Origin of the sequence: Sphaerisporangium sp. NPDC005289 (genome assembly GCF_040607455.1) — a bacterium.
GTDB lineage: Bacteria > Actinomycetota > Actinomycetes > Streptosporangiales > Streptosporangiaceae > Sphaerisporangium > Sphaerisporangium rhizosphaerae.
Genome location: NZ_JBEXGS010000006.1, coordinates 135,801 through 152,043 on the forward strand (window position 1 = coordinate 135,801; position 16,243 = coordinate 152,043).

Genomic DNA, 16,243 nt, shown 5'->3' on the forward strand with positions numbered 1-16,243 from the left:
CGAGGGCCTCGACGAGGATCACGGCCGCCTTGGCGAGCACCGTGGCAAGGAAGTTGTACACCATAACCTCACAGGAAGGGGACTTCGAGTGCTTTATACAGGATTACGCATCTATGTAGCTAGATGTCCGTCTGTGAGTGTACGAAAGATGAACGTTCAGTGACCAGCGCCGCCGAAGTAGCGAGAGGGGTCCACCAGGCGTCCCACCAGCCCCGCGGCGACCCCGCTGCCCAGGCCGATCGCCCATCCGAACGGGCCCACCGGCCGGCAGCCGAACAACCGGCTGACCCCGGGCGTCGAGACGGCCAGGACCAGGCACGCCATTGAGGCCGAGGTGGCCAGCATGACCGTGCGGTCGCGCCCGCCCACGGCCAGGGTCTGCACGAGCTGTGCCGACACCAGGCCGATGAGCCCCACGGTGTCGGCCCGCCCCTGCGAGCCGGTGGAGCGCGCGAACAGCCAGGCCGCGGTGGCCGCCGCCGCGGTCGTCACGGCGCGGGCGTAGATGTCGCGGGTGAGCGCCGCGCCCAGCGACGCCTCGGGACCCTCCTCCAGCAGCTTCTCGGGGCTGGTCGCGCTCGGCGGCCTGATGGCGATCGCCAGGGCCGGCAGCATGTCGGTGAGCAGGTTGACCAGCAGCAACTGACGGGCGTTCAGGGTGTTGCGCCCGGCGATCAGGTTCGACCCGACGGTGAAGACGATCTCCCCGAGGTTGCCGCCGAGCAGGATGCCGAGCGCGTCGCGCACCGAGCTCCACATGGCGCGGCCCTCGACGATGGCCTCGACGATCGTCTCGATGCGGTCGTCGGTCACCACCACGTCGGCGGCGGCGCGCGCGGCCGGGGTGGCCCGCGAGCCGAGCGCCACGCCGACGTCGGCGAGCCGGATGGCCGGAGCGTCGTTGGCGCCGTCCCCGGTGACCGCCACCACCTTGCCCGCCTTCTGCAGCCCGGCGACGATGCGCGCCTTGTGCGCGGGGGTGACCCGCGCGAAGACCGACACACCCGGCAGCGCCTCGGCGAGCGCCTCGTCGTCGATGCGGTCCAGCTCCGGGCCGGTCATGATGTGCAGGCCGCCCAGCAGGTTCAGCTCGGCGGCGATGGCCTCGGCGGTGCTCGGGTGGTCCCCGGTGATCATGACGACCCGGACGCCCGCGCGCGTCAGCCGGTCGACGCTGCGCGCGGCGGTCGGCCGCACCGGGTCGGCCAGCCCGAGGAACCCCAGGAAGCACAGCTCGCCGACCGCGGCCTCGTCCAGCTCGCGCAGGTCGTCGGCGCGTCGCTCGGCCACGGCCAGCACGCGGTACCCCTGTTGGGCGAGCTGGTCGACCTCCTTGATCAGCGACTGCGCCGCCTCCTCGTCCAGGGGCAGCACCGCGCCGTCGGTGAGCAGCGTGCCACACCGCGTGAGCACCACCTCGGGGGCGCCCTTGACGCTGAGCAGGCGGGAGCCTCCCGCCGGGTCGGTGGTGCCCAGCACGGCGTGGAAGCCCCTGGCCGGCTCGAACGGCAGCTCGTCGATGCGCTGCCAGGCCTCCAGCCCCTCGGCCGGCAGGACGCCCGCCTTCCTCGCCCCCTCCTGCACGGCGCGGTCGGTGAGGTGCGGGACGGCGCGCTCGCCGTCGATCTGCGGGCCCGCGCGCAGCGCCGCCGCGAGGATCCGCCGGAACTCCGGCGGCAGCTCGTCCACGGGGTGCTCCACGCGGCCGTCGGAGACGCGGCCCAGGGTGATGTGCCCCTCGGTGAGGGTGCCGGTCTTGTCGAAGCACAGCACGTCGACCCGGCCGAGCGCCTCGATCGTCGAGGGGTTGCGCACCAGCGTCTCGCGGGTGGACAGCCGCCGCGCCGCGGCCAGTTCGGCGACGGTGGCGATGAACGGCAGCCCCTCGGGGACGGCGGCCACGGCCAGGCTCACCGCGGGCGCGACGGCGGCGGCCAGCGGCGTGCGGCGCAGCAGGTTGGTGGCCATCAGCACGACGCCGGACCCGAGCGCGGCCGGCATGATCTGGCGGCTCAGCGCCCGCAGCCGCAGCTCGACCCCGGTCGGCGGGGCCTCCTCCGCGCCCATCTCCGCCGTGCGCCCGGCCTCGGTGGCCGTGCCGGTGGACACCACCACCGCCAGGCAGTATCCGGCGGCGACCGTGGTGCCCTCGTACACCATGGAGCTGCGGTCGGCCACGGCCAGCGCGGCGGTCGGCGCCACCGACTTGGTCACCAGCTGGGACTCGCCGGTGAGCGGCGCCTCGTCCACCTCCAGGCCGCGCGCCTTGATCACCCGGCAGTCGGCGGGCACGGCGTCGCCCGCCCGCAGCTCGATGACGTCGCCCCGCACCAGGTCGTCGGCGGTGGCGTCCACCGGCCCCTGCGGGCGGCGCAGCCGCACCGGGACCGCCGTGGCGTCGGTCAGCCGGGTCAGCGCCCGGTCGGCGTTGGTGCGCTGCGCGCCGCCGATCAGCCCGTTGACGCCGAGCACTCCGGCGATGAGCACGGCGTCCAGCGCCGAGCCCACGGCGGCGGACAGCCCCGCCGCGGCGGCGAGCACCGGGGTCAGCGGGTTGGCCAGCTCCTCGGCGGTCGCGCGCAGCAGCGACGGCGCCGCGACGGTCTCCTTGCGGCTCGGACCGTTGCGGCGGCGCGCGGACTCGGCCTCCGAGAGCCCGGACGGGGTCGAGGACAGCCGTGCCAGCACGTCCTGCGCGGGCAGAGCGTGCCACGGGGTCCGGTCCACCCGCATGGGCAGCCCGCCCCGGCCGAGGTTGCGGGCCGACCACACGCCCATGACCAGGGACGCGAGCGAGGTGCAGTCGCTGACGAGCTGCACACGGCGCACCGACCCCGCGGCCGAGCCGACGACGGTGAGCCCGGTGCCGAGGGCGGCCCCGCCGGCGGAGACCTTCACGCTGCGGCCGCTGGTCGTCCTGGCCACGCGCAGCGACCGCAGCAGCAGGTGCGCGACGTCCGGCCCGCCGATCACGTCCGCGTCCCACGGAGGCCGCCCCCCGGAGGCCAGCACGCCGATGCCCAGATCGGCCTCGCCCAGGCCGCGCCGCGACCGCCCGCTCACGAGGGCGACGCCGTGCCCCTCCACCTGCAGCTCCCGGATGGACGCGGCCAGCCGGTGGCCGCCCTCCACCCGCCGCCGGACGCCCAGGCGCGCGGCCAGCCCGGCGTCGTCCCCGGCGAGGACGACCTCGCACCTCTGCGCGGCGCCGATGAGCGCCTCGGCGTAGGGATGGGTCTCGGGCACCATGCCGACCACGGCGACCGTTTCGCCGCGACAGGTCACCGAGACGGGACGGATGCCGCCCTCCTGCCAGTCCGACGCCCGCGCCGGCGGCGCCGCGGCCGGTTCGGCCGCCCAGTCGCCCTGCTCACGGCGCACCGTGACGTCCGCGCCTTCGAGCAGCATGTAGACGCGGGCGTGCAGCTCGTCGGCGGGCACGCCGGCGCCGGAGGCGAGTGTGATCACCTCGTGGATGGTCCAGGAGGGCATCGTCAGGGTCCGCGCGTCGAACACGACCGTGTCGACGCGGTCCATGGCCCGCACGGCCTCCCGGTGCAGGACCAGCCCGCCGCGGTGGGCGACGGCCCGCCCGATCGCGCTCACGAAGGCGTCGCGTCCCAGCCGCGCGGCCTTGGGGGTCTGGGCGATCAGCATCGCCAGCGCGCGCTCCTGGTCGCGGCTGATGACCGAGGTGACCCCGTAGGAGGCGAGCGCGCCCACGCTCAGCCCGTCCGCGTACCGCTCGATCGGCCCGTAGGGCATGGGGACGGGGCGCAGGGACAGCTCGCTCCTGATGTGCTCGTAGGCGCCCTTGTGCTGGGCGAACTCCTCTTCCCTGACCCGCCACGCCCGCCGGCCCGCCACCGCCTCGGCCAGGCGGCCGGCCGCGGACAGCGAGTCGATGAACAGCCCGACGGGGCGCAGGGCGAGCGTCTGGGCGGTGAAGCGGGTGTAGGCCCAGATCACGTCCGCGGTCGGCCGCCCGACGCGGCGTTCGAGCTCGTGCCGGACGCGGGGCGTGGACTCCACGAGCTGGAGCAGGGCCGGTAGCGCGGAGGGCACCCGGGCGACGTGCGTCACCTGGCCGACGAGGGTCACGCCGGCGCCGAGCAGCCCCGCGCCGAGCTCCAGGACCGCGCGGGCCTGGTTCTCCACCGCGTGCCGGCCCTTCCGGCCGTCGCCGCCGCCGCGCCGGGGGACGTCGTGCTCTTCGATGATGGACAGAAGCTTGCCGACGTCGGCGCCGTCGCGCTCGCAGGCGATGTAGACGAAGCCGAGGGCGCCGTTGACCTCGGCCCGTCCGGCGCCGGCGATCTCGCGGAGGCGCTCCTCGAGCAGCCCGGCCTCCTGGGAGGTGCCGGGGGCGCCGAGGTTGCGCAGCTCGATGCGCAGGCCCCCCGGGCACTCGTGGACCTGCCGGGGGAAGGGCAGCGCCCCGCGCACCGTCTCCGGCAGCAGTGACGCCAGCAGCCCTATCGGCCCCCTCAGCTCACGAAGCAGGAACACAACGCCTCCAGGGCCCCCGGTGCCAACACGCCGATCAGGCCGCCCTTGCGCGCGGCCTGATCGTTCGACCCTAAGTATGCCCAGGTCAGGCGGTTGAACCCTCTCTGCGGCGCTTTGCGATTTCGTGGCGAAGCGCGCGGCGGGGACCCGCTGGAGGCGGGTGTCAGGCGGTGCCCGGCTGCGGGCCGCCCGTGGACTTCTGCGCCGCCGTACGCGTGGAGCGCGTGGACGTCCGTGCGGTGCCCGTGGTGCGGCTGCGGGTGGAGGGGGTCGCCGTGCGGCCGGAGGCGGTGCTCGCCCGCGCCCGCGTGGCCCGGGGCGTCGCCGGCTGCTCGGCCGTGGTGTCCTGTGCGGCCCGGCCCTGCATCCGGCCCTGCATCATGCCGCCTTGCTCGCCCATGCCGCCCTGCTCGCCCATGCCGCCCTGCCGCCGCATCGCCCGCGACGCGATGGCGGTGCTGGCGCCTACGACCACGGCGATCGGCCACTCCACCAGCCCGAGGGCCGCGAGCAGGCCGAGACCGCCGTAGTACATCAGGCGCTCGGGCGGCGGCAGGAAGGTCCTGGCCGTTTCCACGGCCCGGTTCATCTCCTGCCCGCGCGCGCCGGACGGACGCGACATCCCGGGCATGCGCGGCATCCTCGGCATGTGCGGACGGTGGACGTGGAGGCTGACCACGGGTGTGTCCAGCTGGATGAGATCGCCGTTGGACATGGATCCCGATGGCGTGCCCCGGCTTTCTCGCGACGTCTGGCTCACTGTCATGGCCCCCTCCTCGGGTCGGAATTCAGCTCCTCTTTTCACCCTTTGCCCACTTCAGCGGCACTCACCAGGGCCTTTCGTCACCATCAGTGCTTGTTGTCCTATTCATTTGGTTGGGTCGACCCGTGCGCGCCACGCGTCCGGCCTGGCAGAACGGTCCCGCTGTCGCCGTCCGGCCCGGGGGCGTAGGCTCACGGGACGTGACAGTCGATCTGGGCTTCGTCAGCGAATACGCAGGTAGACCCGCGGCCCACCTCACCCGGCGGGACGTCGCCCGGGCCCTGCTCGCCGTACCGAGCGGCCAGGCGCTGGTGGCCGTCCCCGACCTCCGCCGCGCGATGCTGGCGGCGGGCAACCCCCTCTCGGCCGCGTTCTGGGACTCCGCCAAGGCCACGCTCGCCGGCATCGAGAACGGCGTGGCGACGGTCGGCGACGTCCAGAGATGGCTGGAGGCCACCGGCACCGAGCCCATCCTGATCACCCGCGGCTACTTCGTGTGGCCCGAGGAGGGCGAGCGCGGCCCGGTGGCGACCGAGTTGCACGAACGGCTGGTCGCCCACCTGGAGGAGCACGTCAGGATCGGCGAGATCGACCCCGACCGCCTGGTGGCCGGCGACGCCGAGGCCCGCGAGGTCTACGAGCGCGTCCAGGACCACTGGCTCGCCACACCCCTGCCCGACGGTCGGGTGCCGAGCACCGCGGTCGGCGAGGAGGTGGACGAGGAGCTGTTCGCCACCTGGGACGAGGAGGAGGCCTTCGCCCTCGGCGAGCTGCGCCGAGTGCTCGCCGACCTGCCCGAGCCCGACCTGCCCTCCGGCGAGCTGGCCGCCGCGGCCCGGCGGTTGCGCGCCCTGCTGGCCGAGCCCGGATACCCCGGCAACGTCCTGCGCGCGTGCTCCGGCCTCGAAGGCGAGCCGCTGCCCGAGGACGACACCGAGCTGTGGCTCATGGTCGCCGCCGGGGTCGCCTCACCCGTCTCCGACCTGCAGGACGAGGACGAGCACCAGTTCTGGGACCTGGAGGGCGAGCTCAGCCAGGAGGACGCCGCGCTGGCCGCCCTGTGCACCATCCACCACGCCGACTGGCTCGCCACCGTCGCCGCCCTCGCCCGGCGCGGCCCCGGGGTGCTCGCCTCACCCGAGCGCATCGCCCGGCTCGTCGCCGAGTCCGACGACATCGACGTCGACATGGACGACCCGGAGGACCTGGAGACCACCGAGACGCTGTTCACCACGGTCACACCGCTGTGGCGGGAACTCGGCATCGTGGACGACAGAGCCGTCCTCACCCCCCTCGGCTGGTGGGGCCTCCCCAAGTCCCTCGAACGCGCCTGGTCCCCCGAATAGCCTTTGTCGCGCTGAAGGTCAGTGGGAGGGTTCCACGGGCTGTGCGGGGTCCACGGGCTCGGCGGATGCGGCCTTGGCGACCAGGTCGCCGTACTCGGGGTGGCGCTCGATGTAACGGGCCACGAAGGGGCACAGCGGCACGACGGGGAGCCCGGCCGCGCGTGCGGCGTCCAGCGCGCCGCGCACCAGGCGGCTGCCGAGGCCCTGCCCCTCGAACTCGTCCTTGATCTCGGTGTGGGTGAACACCAGCCGGCCGCCCCTGTGGCGGTACTCGGCGAAGCCGGCGAGCCGGCCGCCCACCGTGACCTCATAGCGCCCGGCGTCCGGGTTGTCGGCCACCTCGACCGTCTCGTTCATCTGGAGCGTCCTCTCGGCGGGGGAACGACGGTCAGCGCGAGCCGTTTGGCCGCGGCTCGGTCTCCGTCGTCTTGGCACGGTCGGCCTTGTCCAGATCGGCTTGGCGCGGAACCTCGATCTTGGAGATCTGCTTGTTCATCGACTTCACCAGGAAGTACAGCGCGACACCGATCGCGGCCACGACGAGGAAGCCGATGAGCCCGGGGCCGACCGGCGGGGGGGCGGCCCCCTGTGCGGCGGCTGCGTGTGCGGCGATATCAGTCACAGCTCAAGTCTGCCACCCGGGGGCCGCCCCCTCCTCAGCGGTCGGCGCGTGACCTCAGTGGTCGGCGTGGGCCACCTCTTCCGCGCGGATTCCGGTGAACAGGTCCTCCTCCGGCAGGTCGGTGTCCACCAGCGACCGGGCCAGGTGGTAGTCCTCGGTCGGCCAGATCTCCTCCTGCAGGTCGCGCGGGCACACGAACCAGAAGCCGTCCGGGTCCACCTGGGTGGCGTGGGCCAGCAGCGCCCTGTCGCGGGTCTCGAAGTACTCCCCGCAGGGCACCCGCGTGGTGACCTCCCACTTCTGCGGGCGGTCCTCCCAGCGGGCGATCCAGTCGCCGTAGGGCGAGCCGATGCCGCGCTCGGTCATCGCCTGGTGCAGGGCCTCGAAACGCGCCCGGGTGAATCCCATGTGGTAGTAGAGCTTGAGCGGCTGCCACGGCTCGCCGAGGCCGACATAACGGTCAGGGTCGCCCGCGGCCTCGAACGCCTCCACCGACACCTTGTTGGTCATGATGTGGTCGGGGTGCGGGTAGCCGCCGTCGTCGTCATAGGTCAGGATCACATGCGGCCGGAACTCGCGGACGGCCGCGACGAGCGGGGCGGAGGCCACCTCCAGCGGCTGCAACGCGAAGCATCCCTCGGGCAGCGGCTCGTTCTCGTCCTCCGGCAGACCGGAGTCGATGAAGCCCAGGAAGCTCTGCCGCACGCCCAGGATCTCGCGTGCCCGCTCCATCTCCTGGCGGCGCACCTCGGTGATGTTCTCAAGGATGTCCGGCAGCTCCATCTTCGGATTCAAGATCGAACCGCGCTCACCGCCGGTCAGGGTACAGACCAGCACATCAGCGCCTTCAGCCACATAGCGCGCCATCGTGGCGGCGCCCTTGCTGGACTCGTCGTCAGGGTGGGCGTGTACGGCCATCAATCGCAGTGGTGCACTCACGGGTCGGTTTCTCCTCAAGTGTCCGGGCCGGGCTCCCCCAGTGGGGCTCTTCTGGGGGCGGCGCGTAGAGCGGAGCCTCCGCAGGGGACAATTGTCTCGTGCAACGACAAGGGACCGCTGGGAGATTCCACCATGACCGATAGACCCGTCGGTTCGCACGTGGACCAGCCGATCCTGGGGACCCCAGACTCCTTTCCGGAGCGTCGGCCCACTTCCGGACGCGCCGGGCGAACCATTGCCTTCGTCGTCATCGGGATCTTTATCGCGATCGCGATGGGCGGCTGGGGGTACGTCATGATGACCGCGCGGGGTAATCCCGACGTGCTCACGATCGCTTTCACGGTCGACGGCCCGAACTCGGTGACGATAACCTTCCAGGCGCACAAGCCCGCCGACCGCACGTCCGTCTGCCGCCTGCGGGCCACCGACGTGGATCATGTGGAGGTGGGCGCCCGCGACGTCACGATCCCCCCCGGGGAGGAGGACGTCCGGCTGACCGAACGCGTCGACACCAGCTCGCGCGCCACTTCGGGCAGCGTGCAGTACTGCTATCTCGTACAATGAGACTTTTGGGAAAGCGTCCGACCGGGTTAATTTGTTAGTCTCCCGGAATTCGGACGCTCGCAACTCTCACGAGTACGCAAGGAGAACCCGTGGTCGACTCCCGCCAAGAGAACGTCACCTGGCTGACGCAGGAGGCGTACGACCGCCTGAAGGCGGAGTTTGAGCATCTCTCCGGGCCCGGGCGCGTCGACATCGCCAAGAAGATCGAAGCCGCCCGCGAAGAGGGCGACCTCAAGGAGAACGGCGGATACCACGCCGCGAAGGAGGAGCAGGGCAAGATGGAGGGTCGCATCCTCCAGCTCCGCCAGCTGCTCGACCAGGCGAGGGTGGGCGAGGCCCCCCGCGCCGAAGGCGTCGTCGGTCCCGGCATGACCGTGACCATCCGGTTCGACGGCGACGACGACGAGGTCACCTTCCTGCTGGCATCCCGCGAGGAGAGCGGCGCCCCGATCGACGTCTACTCTCCCCGCTCCCCGCTCGGCGCGGCCATCAACGGCAAGAAGATCGGCGAGAGGGCCACCTACACCCTCCCCAACGGCCGGCAGAACACCGTGGAGATCCTCGAAGCCGTCCCCTACATCGGCAACTGAGCCGTCCCGCACCGGCCGGCCGGTCGGCCCGCATCCCGCGTCCGAGCGCCGGACTGTTCGCGTCCGGTGGCCGGTCAGGCGGGGTTCTCGCCCCAAGGCAGCCTGCCGGCCGCGTCCGGCGGGCGCACGGGCGTCCGCGCCCTGATCCATCGTTCATCCAGATCCGCCGGAGCCCGGCTCCGGCGGATCGCCGCTGTCAGGCCTGCGGGCCACCGCAGGGCTTGGCGGCGAAACGCCGGACACCCGGCCCGGGGTCAGGGACAATCGGGCATTGACGGGACGACTTAGGCGCGACCCTCCGGAACCACCTGGACGTTCCGGCGGACATGCGGCACGCTCTTTGGTGCCCGCACGACACGGCTTCGGCGGCCGGCGACGGCTTCGGCATCCGAACCACGGTGACCACGGCAACGACGGTGACCACGGCGGCGACGGCAGAGATGACGGCGAGAAGGGGGAGAAGGTGCTCGATCGGCGACCGCGTGGCTCGACCGCCGTCCGAGAGACCCTCACCCGCAGCCTGGGGTCCGTCCAGGGCTACCTGAGCGGCGCGCTGGCCGAGGTCCGCGAGGACCTCAGCTACCACCCGCGCATTCCCCGCCGGCGCCGCGCCAGGGCCAGGCTGCGCCGCCGCACGGTCGCGGTCGTCGCCACCGGGCTGGTCGCCGTGCTCGCCACCGACCTCACGGTCTTCGGCGAACTGAGCGCCAGGGAGGCGCGGAGCGCCGCGGCGGCCCGCGTGCAGGCCGGGCAGCGCGTTCCCGGCTACCTCCCCGCCGCCCGCGGCCTCACCGTCACCCGTGCCCCCGCGACGACCCGCGCCCCCGGCGCTGCGGGTGCCGGGGGCGGTCCCGCCACCGCGCCCACGGCCGGAGCTCCGGCGGCGAACGGCTCCGCCTCCGGCGGAGGTTCCTCCACCGGCTCTACCTCTGCCGACGGCTCCACCGGTTCCGCCTCCGCCGACGGCTCGTCCGGCTCGCGCAAGCTCCCCGCCGGCGACCCGCCGCAGACGGCCACGAACACCCAGGTCGCGCCGCTTTCCGTCCTGCGCAGGCCGCACCTGTTCGTCGTCGCGCCGCGCTCCCTGTCGGCGGCGAGCGTCCGCAGGGTCAAGGCCAGCAAGGGCGTCAGGGCGGTGGAGGTCGTGGACGCCGCCGACGTCATGATGGACGGCAAGCGCGTGCAGACCATGGGGGTCGACCCCTCGACCTTCCGCGCCTACACCCCCCGTGCCACCGCCCGCTCCGACGTCCTGTGGAACAGCGTCGCCGCGGGAGACGTGGCGGTCTCCTTCACCCTGGGCAGCGACGGAGGGGTGGCCCTGGGCTCCACCGTGAACGGGGGAGGCAGGAGCCTGCGCGTCGGCGCGTACGCGACCATGGGCATGGGCATGATCAACGCCGTCGTCTCGCGGGGCGTGGCCACGGCGCTCGGCATCCCCAGGGACAACGCGCTGGTCGTCAGCGCGCCCGGCGTCGACTCGACCCGGCTGCGCCTGCGGCTGCTCAAGGTCCTGCCCAAGGGCAGCCAGGTCGCCCTGATCAACCCGGTGCTCACCCCGCCCACCCAGTCGCGCACGAACTGGCCGGCCAGCTCGTTCATGTCCGCCGACCAGCTCCGCGTCGCCCTGACCGCCGCGGCGAGCAAGCTCGGCCGCCCGTACGTCTGGGGCGCCGAGGGACCCGACACCTTCGACTGCTCCGGCCTGGTGCAGTGGGCCTTCGCCCAGGCGGGCGTGCGGATGCCGCGGGTGACCCACCAGCAGTGGGTCACGGGACCGCAGATCCCTCTGTCGCAGGCCCAGCCGGGAGACCTGCTGTTCTGGCGCAGCGACCCGACGAACCCTGGCTACATCTCCCACGTGGCCATCTACTGGGGCAACGGCAAGATGTTGCAGGCCCCCCGCACCGGCGACGTCGTCAAGTTCTCCCCCGTCTCCACCAGAAACCTGGCCGGCGTCGTCCGCGTCAGCCCCTACGTAGCCGCCCGCGTCCGCTGACGGACCCTCACGACCGCTGAAGGTGCCCGGACCGCGAACCCGGCAGCCCAAGGAGCATCGCACTGTCGTCCTCGGTGATCCCCGCCTGACGCAGCCGGGTCGCCACCTCGACGGCCATCCTGCGCAGATGGGCGCGCTCTTCCTGATAGGAGGCGAAGAGCTCTCGCGGTACGCCTGGTATCTCGTAGACGTACTCCACCGAGACGGGAACGTCTTCGGGCACGTCAAGGACGAAGTGCTTGACCGCTTCCACCTCTTCGAAGAGCTCCGCGAGTGTGCGGCCGCTCACTCCGGAGCGGATGGAGCCGTCGACGGGATCGGCCCCCCAAACGGTGGTATCCGTGTCGAGCGTCTTCTCGAGGGTGACACGGAACGTCACGTGGCGAGGAGTCGGCACACTCGCGGTCATCGCAACCAGCCCTCTCCGAACACGTGCTCCAGATCGCGTTCGAGGTTGACGAGCACTGTGGACCGATCGCGGATCTCTCGGTAGCTGCTCAGCACGCGGCCACGGTAATGAGACGCGTCGGAATCGTCCGGGGAATCGTCGCCTGGGACTCCAGAAGGTCAGGCTGTCGACCGCGGGATGCGTTGGGGATGGTGGCGGGGTCACAGGTCGCGACCCAGGGCGGCTGCGGCTGCCGGGATGTTGACGTAGTCACGCAGGCGTACGATCTGCTGGTTGCGCACGGTGAGGACGACGATGTTGGGGAGCGCGAACTCGCCGGTGGCGGCTCCGGTCCCGATGGCCTCCTGCTCGATGATGATCGTTTCCGGGTCGCCGGTGTCGTGGACGGCGAGAGTGCGGTAACGCTCGTACTTCAGCGGGTTGTCCTTCCAGCCCGCGGCGATCCAGGTCACGATCGCGTCCCGGCCCTCAAGTCGGGACGGCAGGCCGGGGGCGGTGAACGGGAACTCGTGGACCGCGTCGGCCGCGTACAGACGGCTCATGTCGTCGGCCGACTGGCTGATGGAGGCTTGGCGCCAACGTTCCAGAACCTCGTGCGGGCCGGCTTCTTGCTTTCGCCCGCCGAGCGGCGCTCGCCTGGCGGTCACCTTGCGGTAGTGGATCTTCCAGCCGTCGGGCCGGCGGGTGATGACGTCGTCGTAGACGACGCTGCCGGCGGTTCCGTCGGCCTTGATGCCGATCCCTTTCGACCGGGCCCTCGCGGAGTGTTCGTCGATCTGAGTGATCACGATGTTGGTGACGTGGTGGCCGACCGGGTTGGCGTCGCCCAACGCGAGCGCCGCGTCACGTATGGCCGCGGTCCCGTGCAACGCGCCTAAGCCGAGGTCGCCCACCTCATAGGTGACGTCGGGGGTGAGCAGCTCGAGTGCCTCATCGAGCTCGCCCGCGTCCGTGAGGTGGCCGTGGAGATTGATCAGGTCGTTGATGTCGATTCGGTCCTGCTCCGACAGCGCCATAGGGGCGGCCCTCCATGCCGTAAGGTGGATCATGTCATTAAGGTGAGACATGGTCCGGTTAGGCGGAGGACGTTACCGGACTGTGTCCCCGGTTAGCAAGGATGTGGTGATCGCGCTGGCAGACCAGGAATCGCGGCCGCGTGACGGACGTCCGAAGCGTGCGGACGCCCGGCGCAACTACGAGCAGTTGGTCGAGCAGGCGCGACGGGCGTTCGCCGAGTTCGGCGTGGACGCCTCCCTGGACGAGATCGCCCGGCGGGCGGGGGTGGCCAGCGGAACGCTGTACCGGCATTTCCCCACGCGGCTGGATCTCATCGAGGCGGTGCTCGGCGAGCAGATAGCCGAGTTGGTCGACCTCGGTCGCGGACTGATGAGTGCAGAGGACCGATTCGACGCGCTGTCCACGTGGTTGCGCGCCACCCTCACGCATTCCTTGACCTACCGGGGTCTCGCGGCCGCCGTGATGAACTCGGCGCTCGACCGCGGGAATGGCCTGGTGTCGAGCTGGCATGCCGAGATGTTCGAGGTGGGAACCGCGTTGCTGGCGCGGGCACGTGAGGTGGGCGTGATCGCCGCCGATGCGGACGAAGCGGATGTGCTGAAGATGGTCGGCGCCATCGCCTGGGCCGTCCAGGACGCCGCGGACGGCCCGGCCCAGGCCGACCGCCTGCTCGCCCTCCTCATGAACGGCCTGCGTTTGGACGATCGTCGCTAACGGTGCAAATCCTCGTAAATGGCCTATCTATTCGTGCTCCGCTGTACGGACATATCCATACTCGGGGGTCGAGACCGGATTTCGCGCGGTTAGTGTTTCCGGACGGTCGAAAATGAAGGCCGCTTAAGTGCCGCCGAATTGTTAGCTCGATTTCGGCGGGGGTGAGATCTGATGGAACGTACCAATGGCCGGCGGCAGGAGGACGTGTGACCACTCCGAAGATCCCCACCATGGACGACGCCCTGGCGGTCGTCCAGCGAGATCAGCCGGTTAACCGGACTCTGGATCTCCCGCCGCTCCAGATTAAGGTCAAGCATGGTGACATGCTCGGCCTCGGCGACCAGGATGTGACGACCCATCTCGCGAGGATCTACCGGATCGCCGGTCACGACCCCGCCCTCGCCCAAGAGCTGACCGACACGCAACTGCGCCTCTGGCTGCTGTACGCGGCCAATCTGCTGGCGGAGAACCGCGAGGCCGTCCCCGGGTTCGATTTCAAGGGGGCGCTGACGTGGCTGGTGCGCAACATCCCCGCCGAGCCGGTGATGCCCGCCCCGAACCACGCCGAGTTCGAGCTCCAGGTGCTCGGCCGCACCGGGTGGCTGCGGGCGGCGCTGAAGGCGAAGGTGGCCCGGCTTCCCGACCAGGTGCGGCAGCAGGCCGCCGCCTGCTACAGCCCTCCGCCCTCCACCTCCAACGCCCCGAGCGGGCCCGGTGCCTCCAGCGGGCCGGGTGGGCAGTCGCCGCCGCTCGACAAGGACCTTCTCCGCAAGGAGCTCCTGCCGAAGCTGCAGAACCTCCTGTTGAATCATGTCGTGCAGTGGCGACGGCAGCCGGGGCAGGAACGCAGGTTCCAGCGGTGGGAGGATCTCGGCCTGATCGCGCGGCTCGCCCAGGCCGTGGCCTGGCGGATGCTCCAGCCGTACGCGGCGGCGCGCGAGGACGGTCCCTTCTTCACGGGGTTCGACTACTTCTCGAAGATCTACGACAAGACGAGGACGATGCCGACCGGGCAGGACCTCGTCAAGCACCTGATGAACCGGGCCCACGTGGTCGGCGAGGACACCTCGGCGGGTAAGCCGGTCTTCACCCTCGCCGGCTATGACCCCATGCGCTCGGACGACAGGGTCTTCCTGTTCAAGATGCTCGGACAGTGGATCGCCGACGACCCCTCGGTGCGAAAGCTCGCGATCTACTTCTTCCAGCACATCGGCTCCAACTCCCACGCGGGCGCGGAGGGCGGCGGCGGTGTCGGCCTGGTCACCGAGTTCACGACCGACCGGCCGGAGTCACAGGCGCGCTGGGAGACCATCGAGACGATCGTCCACGAGATGACGCACAACCTCATCCATCCGACCCTCCTCGCGCAGGTGGACAAGGTGCGCAGGCCCATGATGATCAAGGAGGGGTTCATCGAGGTGGTCACCAGGGAGGTGTTCAACTGGATGATCGACAACGGGAGCGAGGCGTCCACCAAACGGCTGATGATGGGGGTGGAGGGGCAACTCGTCCCGCCGGTCAGGAAGACCACGCTGGGCTACGCCGAGAGCGGCGCGTACGCGGACCAGATCTTCCAGCTCGTCGGCCGCGAGCGCTTCCTCACGGCCTTCATGACGGGGGACATCGAACTGATCGGCCTGTCACCGAGCTGAGCACGTAATCCACAAGCCCACACCGGGGACCGAACGGCCCCCGGCCTCGGGTTCTCTTGTATCGGCACCGCCACCACTCGGGGCGGCGCTGGTGCCTCCGGGGTTACTCGCTGGTGACTTCGGTGTTCTTGAGGCTGCGAACGAAGGTGTGCCACTCGGTGGAGGTGAAGCGCAGCACGGGGCCAGTGGGGTTCTTGCTGTCGCGGACGGCCATGCCTGCTTGGAGAAGGGCCACCTCCACACAATTGCCGCCGTTCCCGCTGCTGTAGGACGACTTGCGCCAATTCAGATTTGTGATTTCCACGTCTCTGCCACCTTTTTCATCAGCTCAAGGGACTGCTTCATCGGCAGGGCCTCAGCCCGGAGGGCTTCCCACAGGCGCTTCATGGTCGCCACGTCCGGCGCATGCTCAACGACTTCACCGCTGAGCGCATTGTCCACATAGACGACCTCCCTTCCATCGAAAGTGGCGATGACGAAGGGCCCGGCCAGGCCAGAATAGGCACCCGCCTCCAGCGGCACAATCTGAATGACGACGTCCGGCCGCTGTGCGCGATCGACGAGATCGAGTAGCTGGTCGTACATGGTCTGAGCGCCACCCACCGGCCGCCGCAGAACACCTTCGTCCAAGACGACGACGAGCATTGGGCGGTTGTCGGTGTTCAGTATGCGCTGGCGAGCGAGTCGCGCCTCAACCTGGTCATCAACGTCGAATGTCCTACCTGAGGTCGCGATGATCGCTCGGGCGTATGCCTCGGTCTGCAGCAAGCCGGGTACTACCAGGGCTTCGTAGGACAGAAGTGAGATAGCGGCCGACTCGATCTGGAGCCACTTGCCGAGCCACTCCGGAGGCATGGCCTTGCAGACGAGGTCTTGGGCGAGGCGGGTGAGGATGCCGCCGGTTTCGAGGGTGCGGTCGCAGCGTTCGGCGAAGTCGGGCTTGGGGACTCTGCGGGCCGTCTCGACCATGGCGACGAAGGACGGCGAGTAGCCGACGATCGCGGTGGCGAGCTGAGCCTGGCTGAGGCCGGCGGACTCGCGGGCCTGTCGCAATTCCCTGGCGAAGAATTCGAGCGGTGTCATGCGGTTGCCGTTCACGATGCCCCTCACAGGTGTTCA

General features: G+C 70.8%; 15 protein-coding genes. 6 read left to right on the forward strand and 9 right to left on the reverse strand.

Going from position 1 to position 16,243, the window contains the following annotated elements; genetic code table 11:
• Positions 1-156 precede the first annotated feature (156 nt).
• The gene (locus tag ABZT47_RS13100; protein WP_354840052.1) at positions 157-4,509 is read right to left on the reverse strand and encodes a cation-translocating P-type ATPase; all 4,353 of its coding nucleotides are present in this window, start codon (positions 4,507-4,509) and stop codon (positions 157-159) included.
• Positions 4,510-4,672: 163 nt separating this feature from the next.
• Positions 4,673-5,224 carry a hypothetical protein gene (locus tag ABZT47_RS13105; RefSeq protein ID WP_354840055.1) on the reverse strand — a complete coding sequence of 184 codons (552 nt, stop codon included), beginning with the start codon at positions 5,222-5,224 and terminating at the stop codon, positions 4,673-4,675.
• Between the two features lie 248 nt (positions 5,225-5,472).
• Between ABZT47_RS13105 and ABZT47_RS13110 the strand changes: the two genes are divergently transcribed.
• Positions 5,473-6,618: a hypothetical protein gene (locus ABZT47_RS13110; RefSeq protein WP_354840058.1), complete on the forward strand. Its 1,146-nt coding sequence runs from the start codon at positions 5,473-5,475 to the stop codon at positions 6,616-6,618.
• Positions 6,619-6,636: 18 nt separating this feature from the next.
• On the opposite strand, the gene ABZT47_RS13115 is transcribed toward ABZT47_RS13110, so the two are convergent.
• The 3 genes from ABZT47_RS13115 to mca are packed head-to-tail and all read right to left on the reverse strand — an operon-like array spanning position 6,637 to position 8,179.
• A complete protein-coding gene (locus ABZT47_RS13115; RefSeq protein WP_354840061.1) occupies positions 6,637-6,975 on the reverse strand; it encodes a GNAT family N-acetyltransferase in 339 nt (112 codons plus the stop codon).
• Positions 6,976-7,006: 31 nt separating this feature from the next.
• Positions 7,007-7,240, reverse strand: coding sequence for a hypothetical protein (locus tag ABZT47_RS13120; protein ID WP_354840064.1), 234 nt, complete (start codon positions 7,238-7,240; stop codon positions 7,007-7,009).
• Positions 7,241-7,294: 54 nt separating this feature from the next.
• Positions 7,295-8,179 carry a mycothiol conjugate amidase Mca gene (gene mca, locus ABZT47_RS13125; RefSeq protein ID WP_354840067.1) on the reverse strand — a complete coding sequence of 295 codons (885 nt, stop codon included), beginning with the start codon at positions 8,177-8,179 and terminating at the stop codon, positions 7,295-7,297.
• A 132-nt stretch (positions 8,180-8,311) separates the two neighbouring features.
• Here mca and ABZT47_RS13130 point away from each other — a divergent pair, with 132 nt between their 5' ends.
• The 3 genes from ABZT47_RS13130 (at position 8,312) to ABZT47_RS13140 (ending at position 11,332) form a co-directional block, all read left to right on the forward strand.
• Complete coding sequence (locus ABZT47_RS13130) at positions 8,312-8,743, forward strand: DUF4307 domain-containing protein (RefSeq protein ID WP_354840069.1); 432 nt, start codon at positions 8,312-8,314, stop codon at positions 8,741-8,743.
• A gap of 89 nt (positions 8,744-8,832) precedes the next feature.
• Positions 8,833-9,333 carry a transcription elongation factor GreA gene (greA, locus tag ABZT47_RS13135; RefSeq protein WP_354840072.1) on the forward strand — a complete coding sequence of 167 codons (501 nt, stop codon included), beginning with the start codon at positions 8,833-8,835 and terminating at the stop codon, positions 9,331-9,333.
• A gap of 463 nt (positions 9,334-9,796) precedes the next feature.
• A complete protein-coding gene (locus ABZT47_RS13140; protein WP_354840075.1) occupies positions 9,797-11,332 on the forward strand; it encodes a C40 family peptidase in 1,536 nt (511 codons plus the stop codon).
• A gap of 7 nt (positions 11,333-11,339) precedes the next feature.
• Here the strand turns inward: ABZT47_RS13140 and ABZT47_RS13145 are convergent, their stop codons facing one another.
• Positions 11,340-11,711 (reverse strand): hypothetical protein, encoded by a 372-nt coding sequence (locus ABZT47_RS13145; RefSeq protein WP_354840078.1) that lies wholly within the window; start codon positions 11,709-11,711, stop codon positions 11,340-11,342.
• A gap of 230 nt (positions 11,712-11,941) precedes the next feature.
• Entirely contained in the window at positions 11,942-12,757 is an 816-nt protein-coding gene (locus tag ABZT47_RS13150; RefSeq protein ID WP_354840080.1) for a nuclear transport factor 2 family protein, read from the reverse strand.
• 103 nt (positions 12,758-12,860) lie between these two features.
• On the opposite strand from ABZT47_RS13150, the gene ABZT47_RS13155 reads away from it, so the two are divergent.
• Both ABZT47_RS13155 and ABZT47_RS13160 read left to right on the forward strand, forming a co-directional pair.
• Entirely contained in the window at positions 12,861-13,472 is a 612-nt protein-coding gene (locus tag ABZT47_RS13155) for a helix-turn-helix domain-containing protein (protein WP_354840083.1), read from the forward strand.
• 206 nt (positions 13,473-13,678) lie between these two features.
• Positions 13,679-15,124, forward strand: coding sequence for a hypothetical protein (locus ABZT47_RS13160; protein ID WP_354840085.1), 1,446 nt, complete (start codon positions 13,679-13,681; stop codon positions 15,122-15,124).
• Between the two features lie 103 nt (positions 15,125-15,227).
• Here ABZT47_RS13160 and ABZT47_RS13165 read toward each other — a convergent pair whose 3' ends face one another.
• Together ABZT47_RS13165 and ABZT47_RS13170 are read right to left on the reverse strand one after the other, a co-directional pair.
• Positions 15,228-15,359, reverse strand: coding sequence for a DUF397 domain-containing protein (locus ABZT47_RS13165; RefSeq protein ID WP_354840087.1), 132 nt, complete (start codon positions 15,357-15,359; stop codon positions 15,228-15,230).
• Between the two features lie 50 nt (positions 15,360-15,409).
• The gene (locus ABZT47_RS13170; RefSeq protein ID WP_354840090.1) at positions 15,410-16,222 is read right to left on the reverse strand and encodes a helix-turn-helix transcriptional regulator; all 813 of its coding nucleotides are present in this window, start codon (positions 16,220-16,222) and stop codon (positions 15,410-15,412) included.
• Positions 16,223-16,243: the final 21 nt, after the last annotated feature.

Bases quoted from the DNA above. Each gene is read 5' to 3' on its own strand.
- ABZT47_RS13105 (WP_354840055.1), bottom strand. From the start codon at position 5,224: ATGTCCAACGGCGATCTCATCCAGCTGGACACACCCGTGGTCAGCCTC.
- ABZT47_RS13115 (WP_354840061.1), bottom strand. From the start codon at position 6,975: ATGAACGAGACGGTCGAGGTGGCCGACAACCCGGACGCCGGGCGCTAT.
- ABZT47_RS13130 (WP_354840069.1), top strand. From the start codon at position 8,312: ATGACCGATAGACCCGTCGGTTCGCACGTGGACCAGCCGATCCTGGGG.
- ABZT47_RS13150 (WP_354840080.1), bottom strand. From the start codon at position 12,757: ATGGCGCTGTCGGAGCAGGACCGAATCGACATCAACGACCTGATCAAT.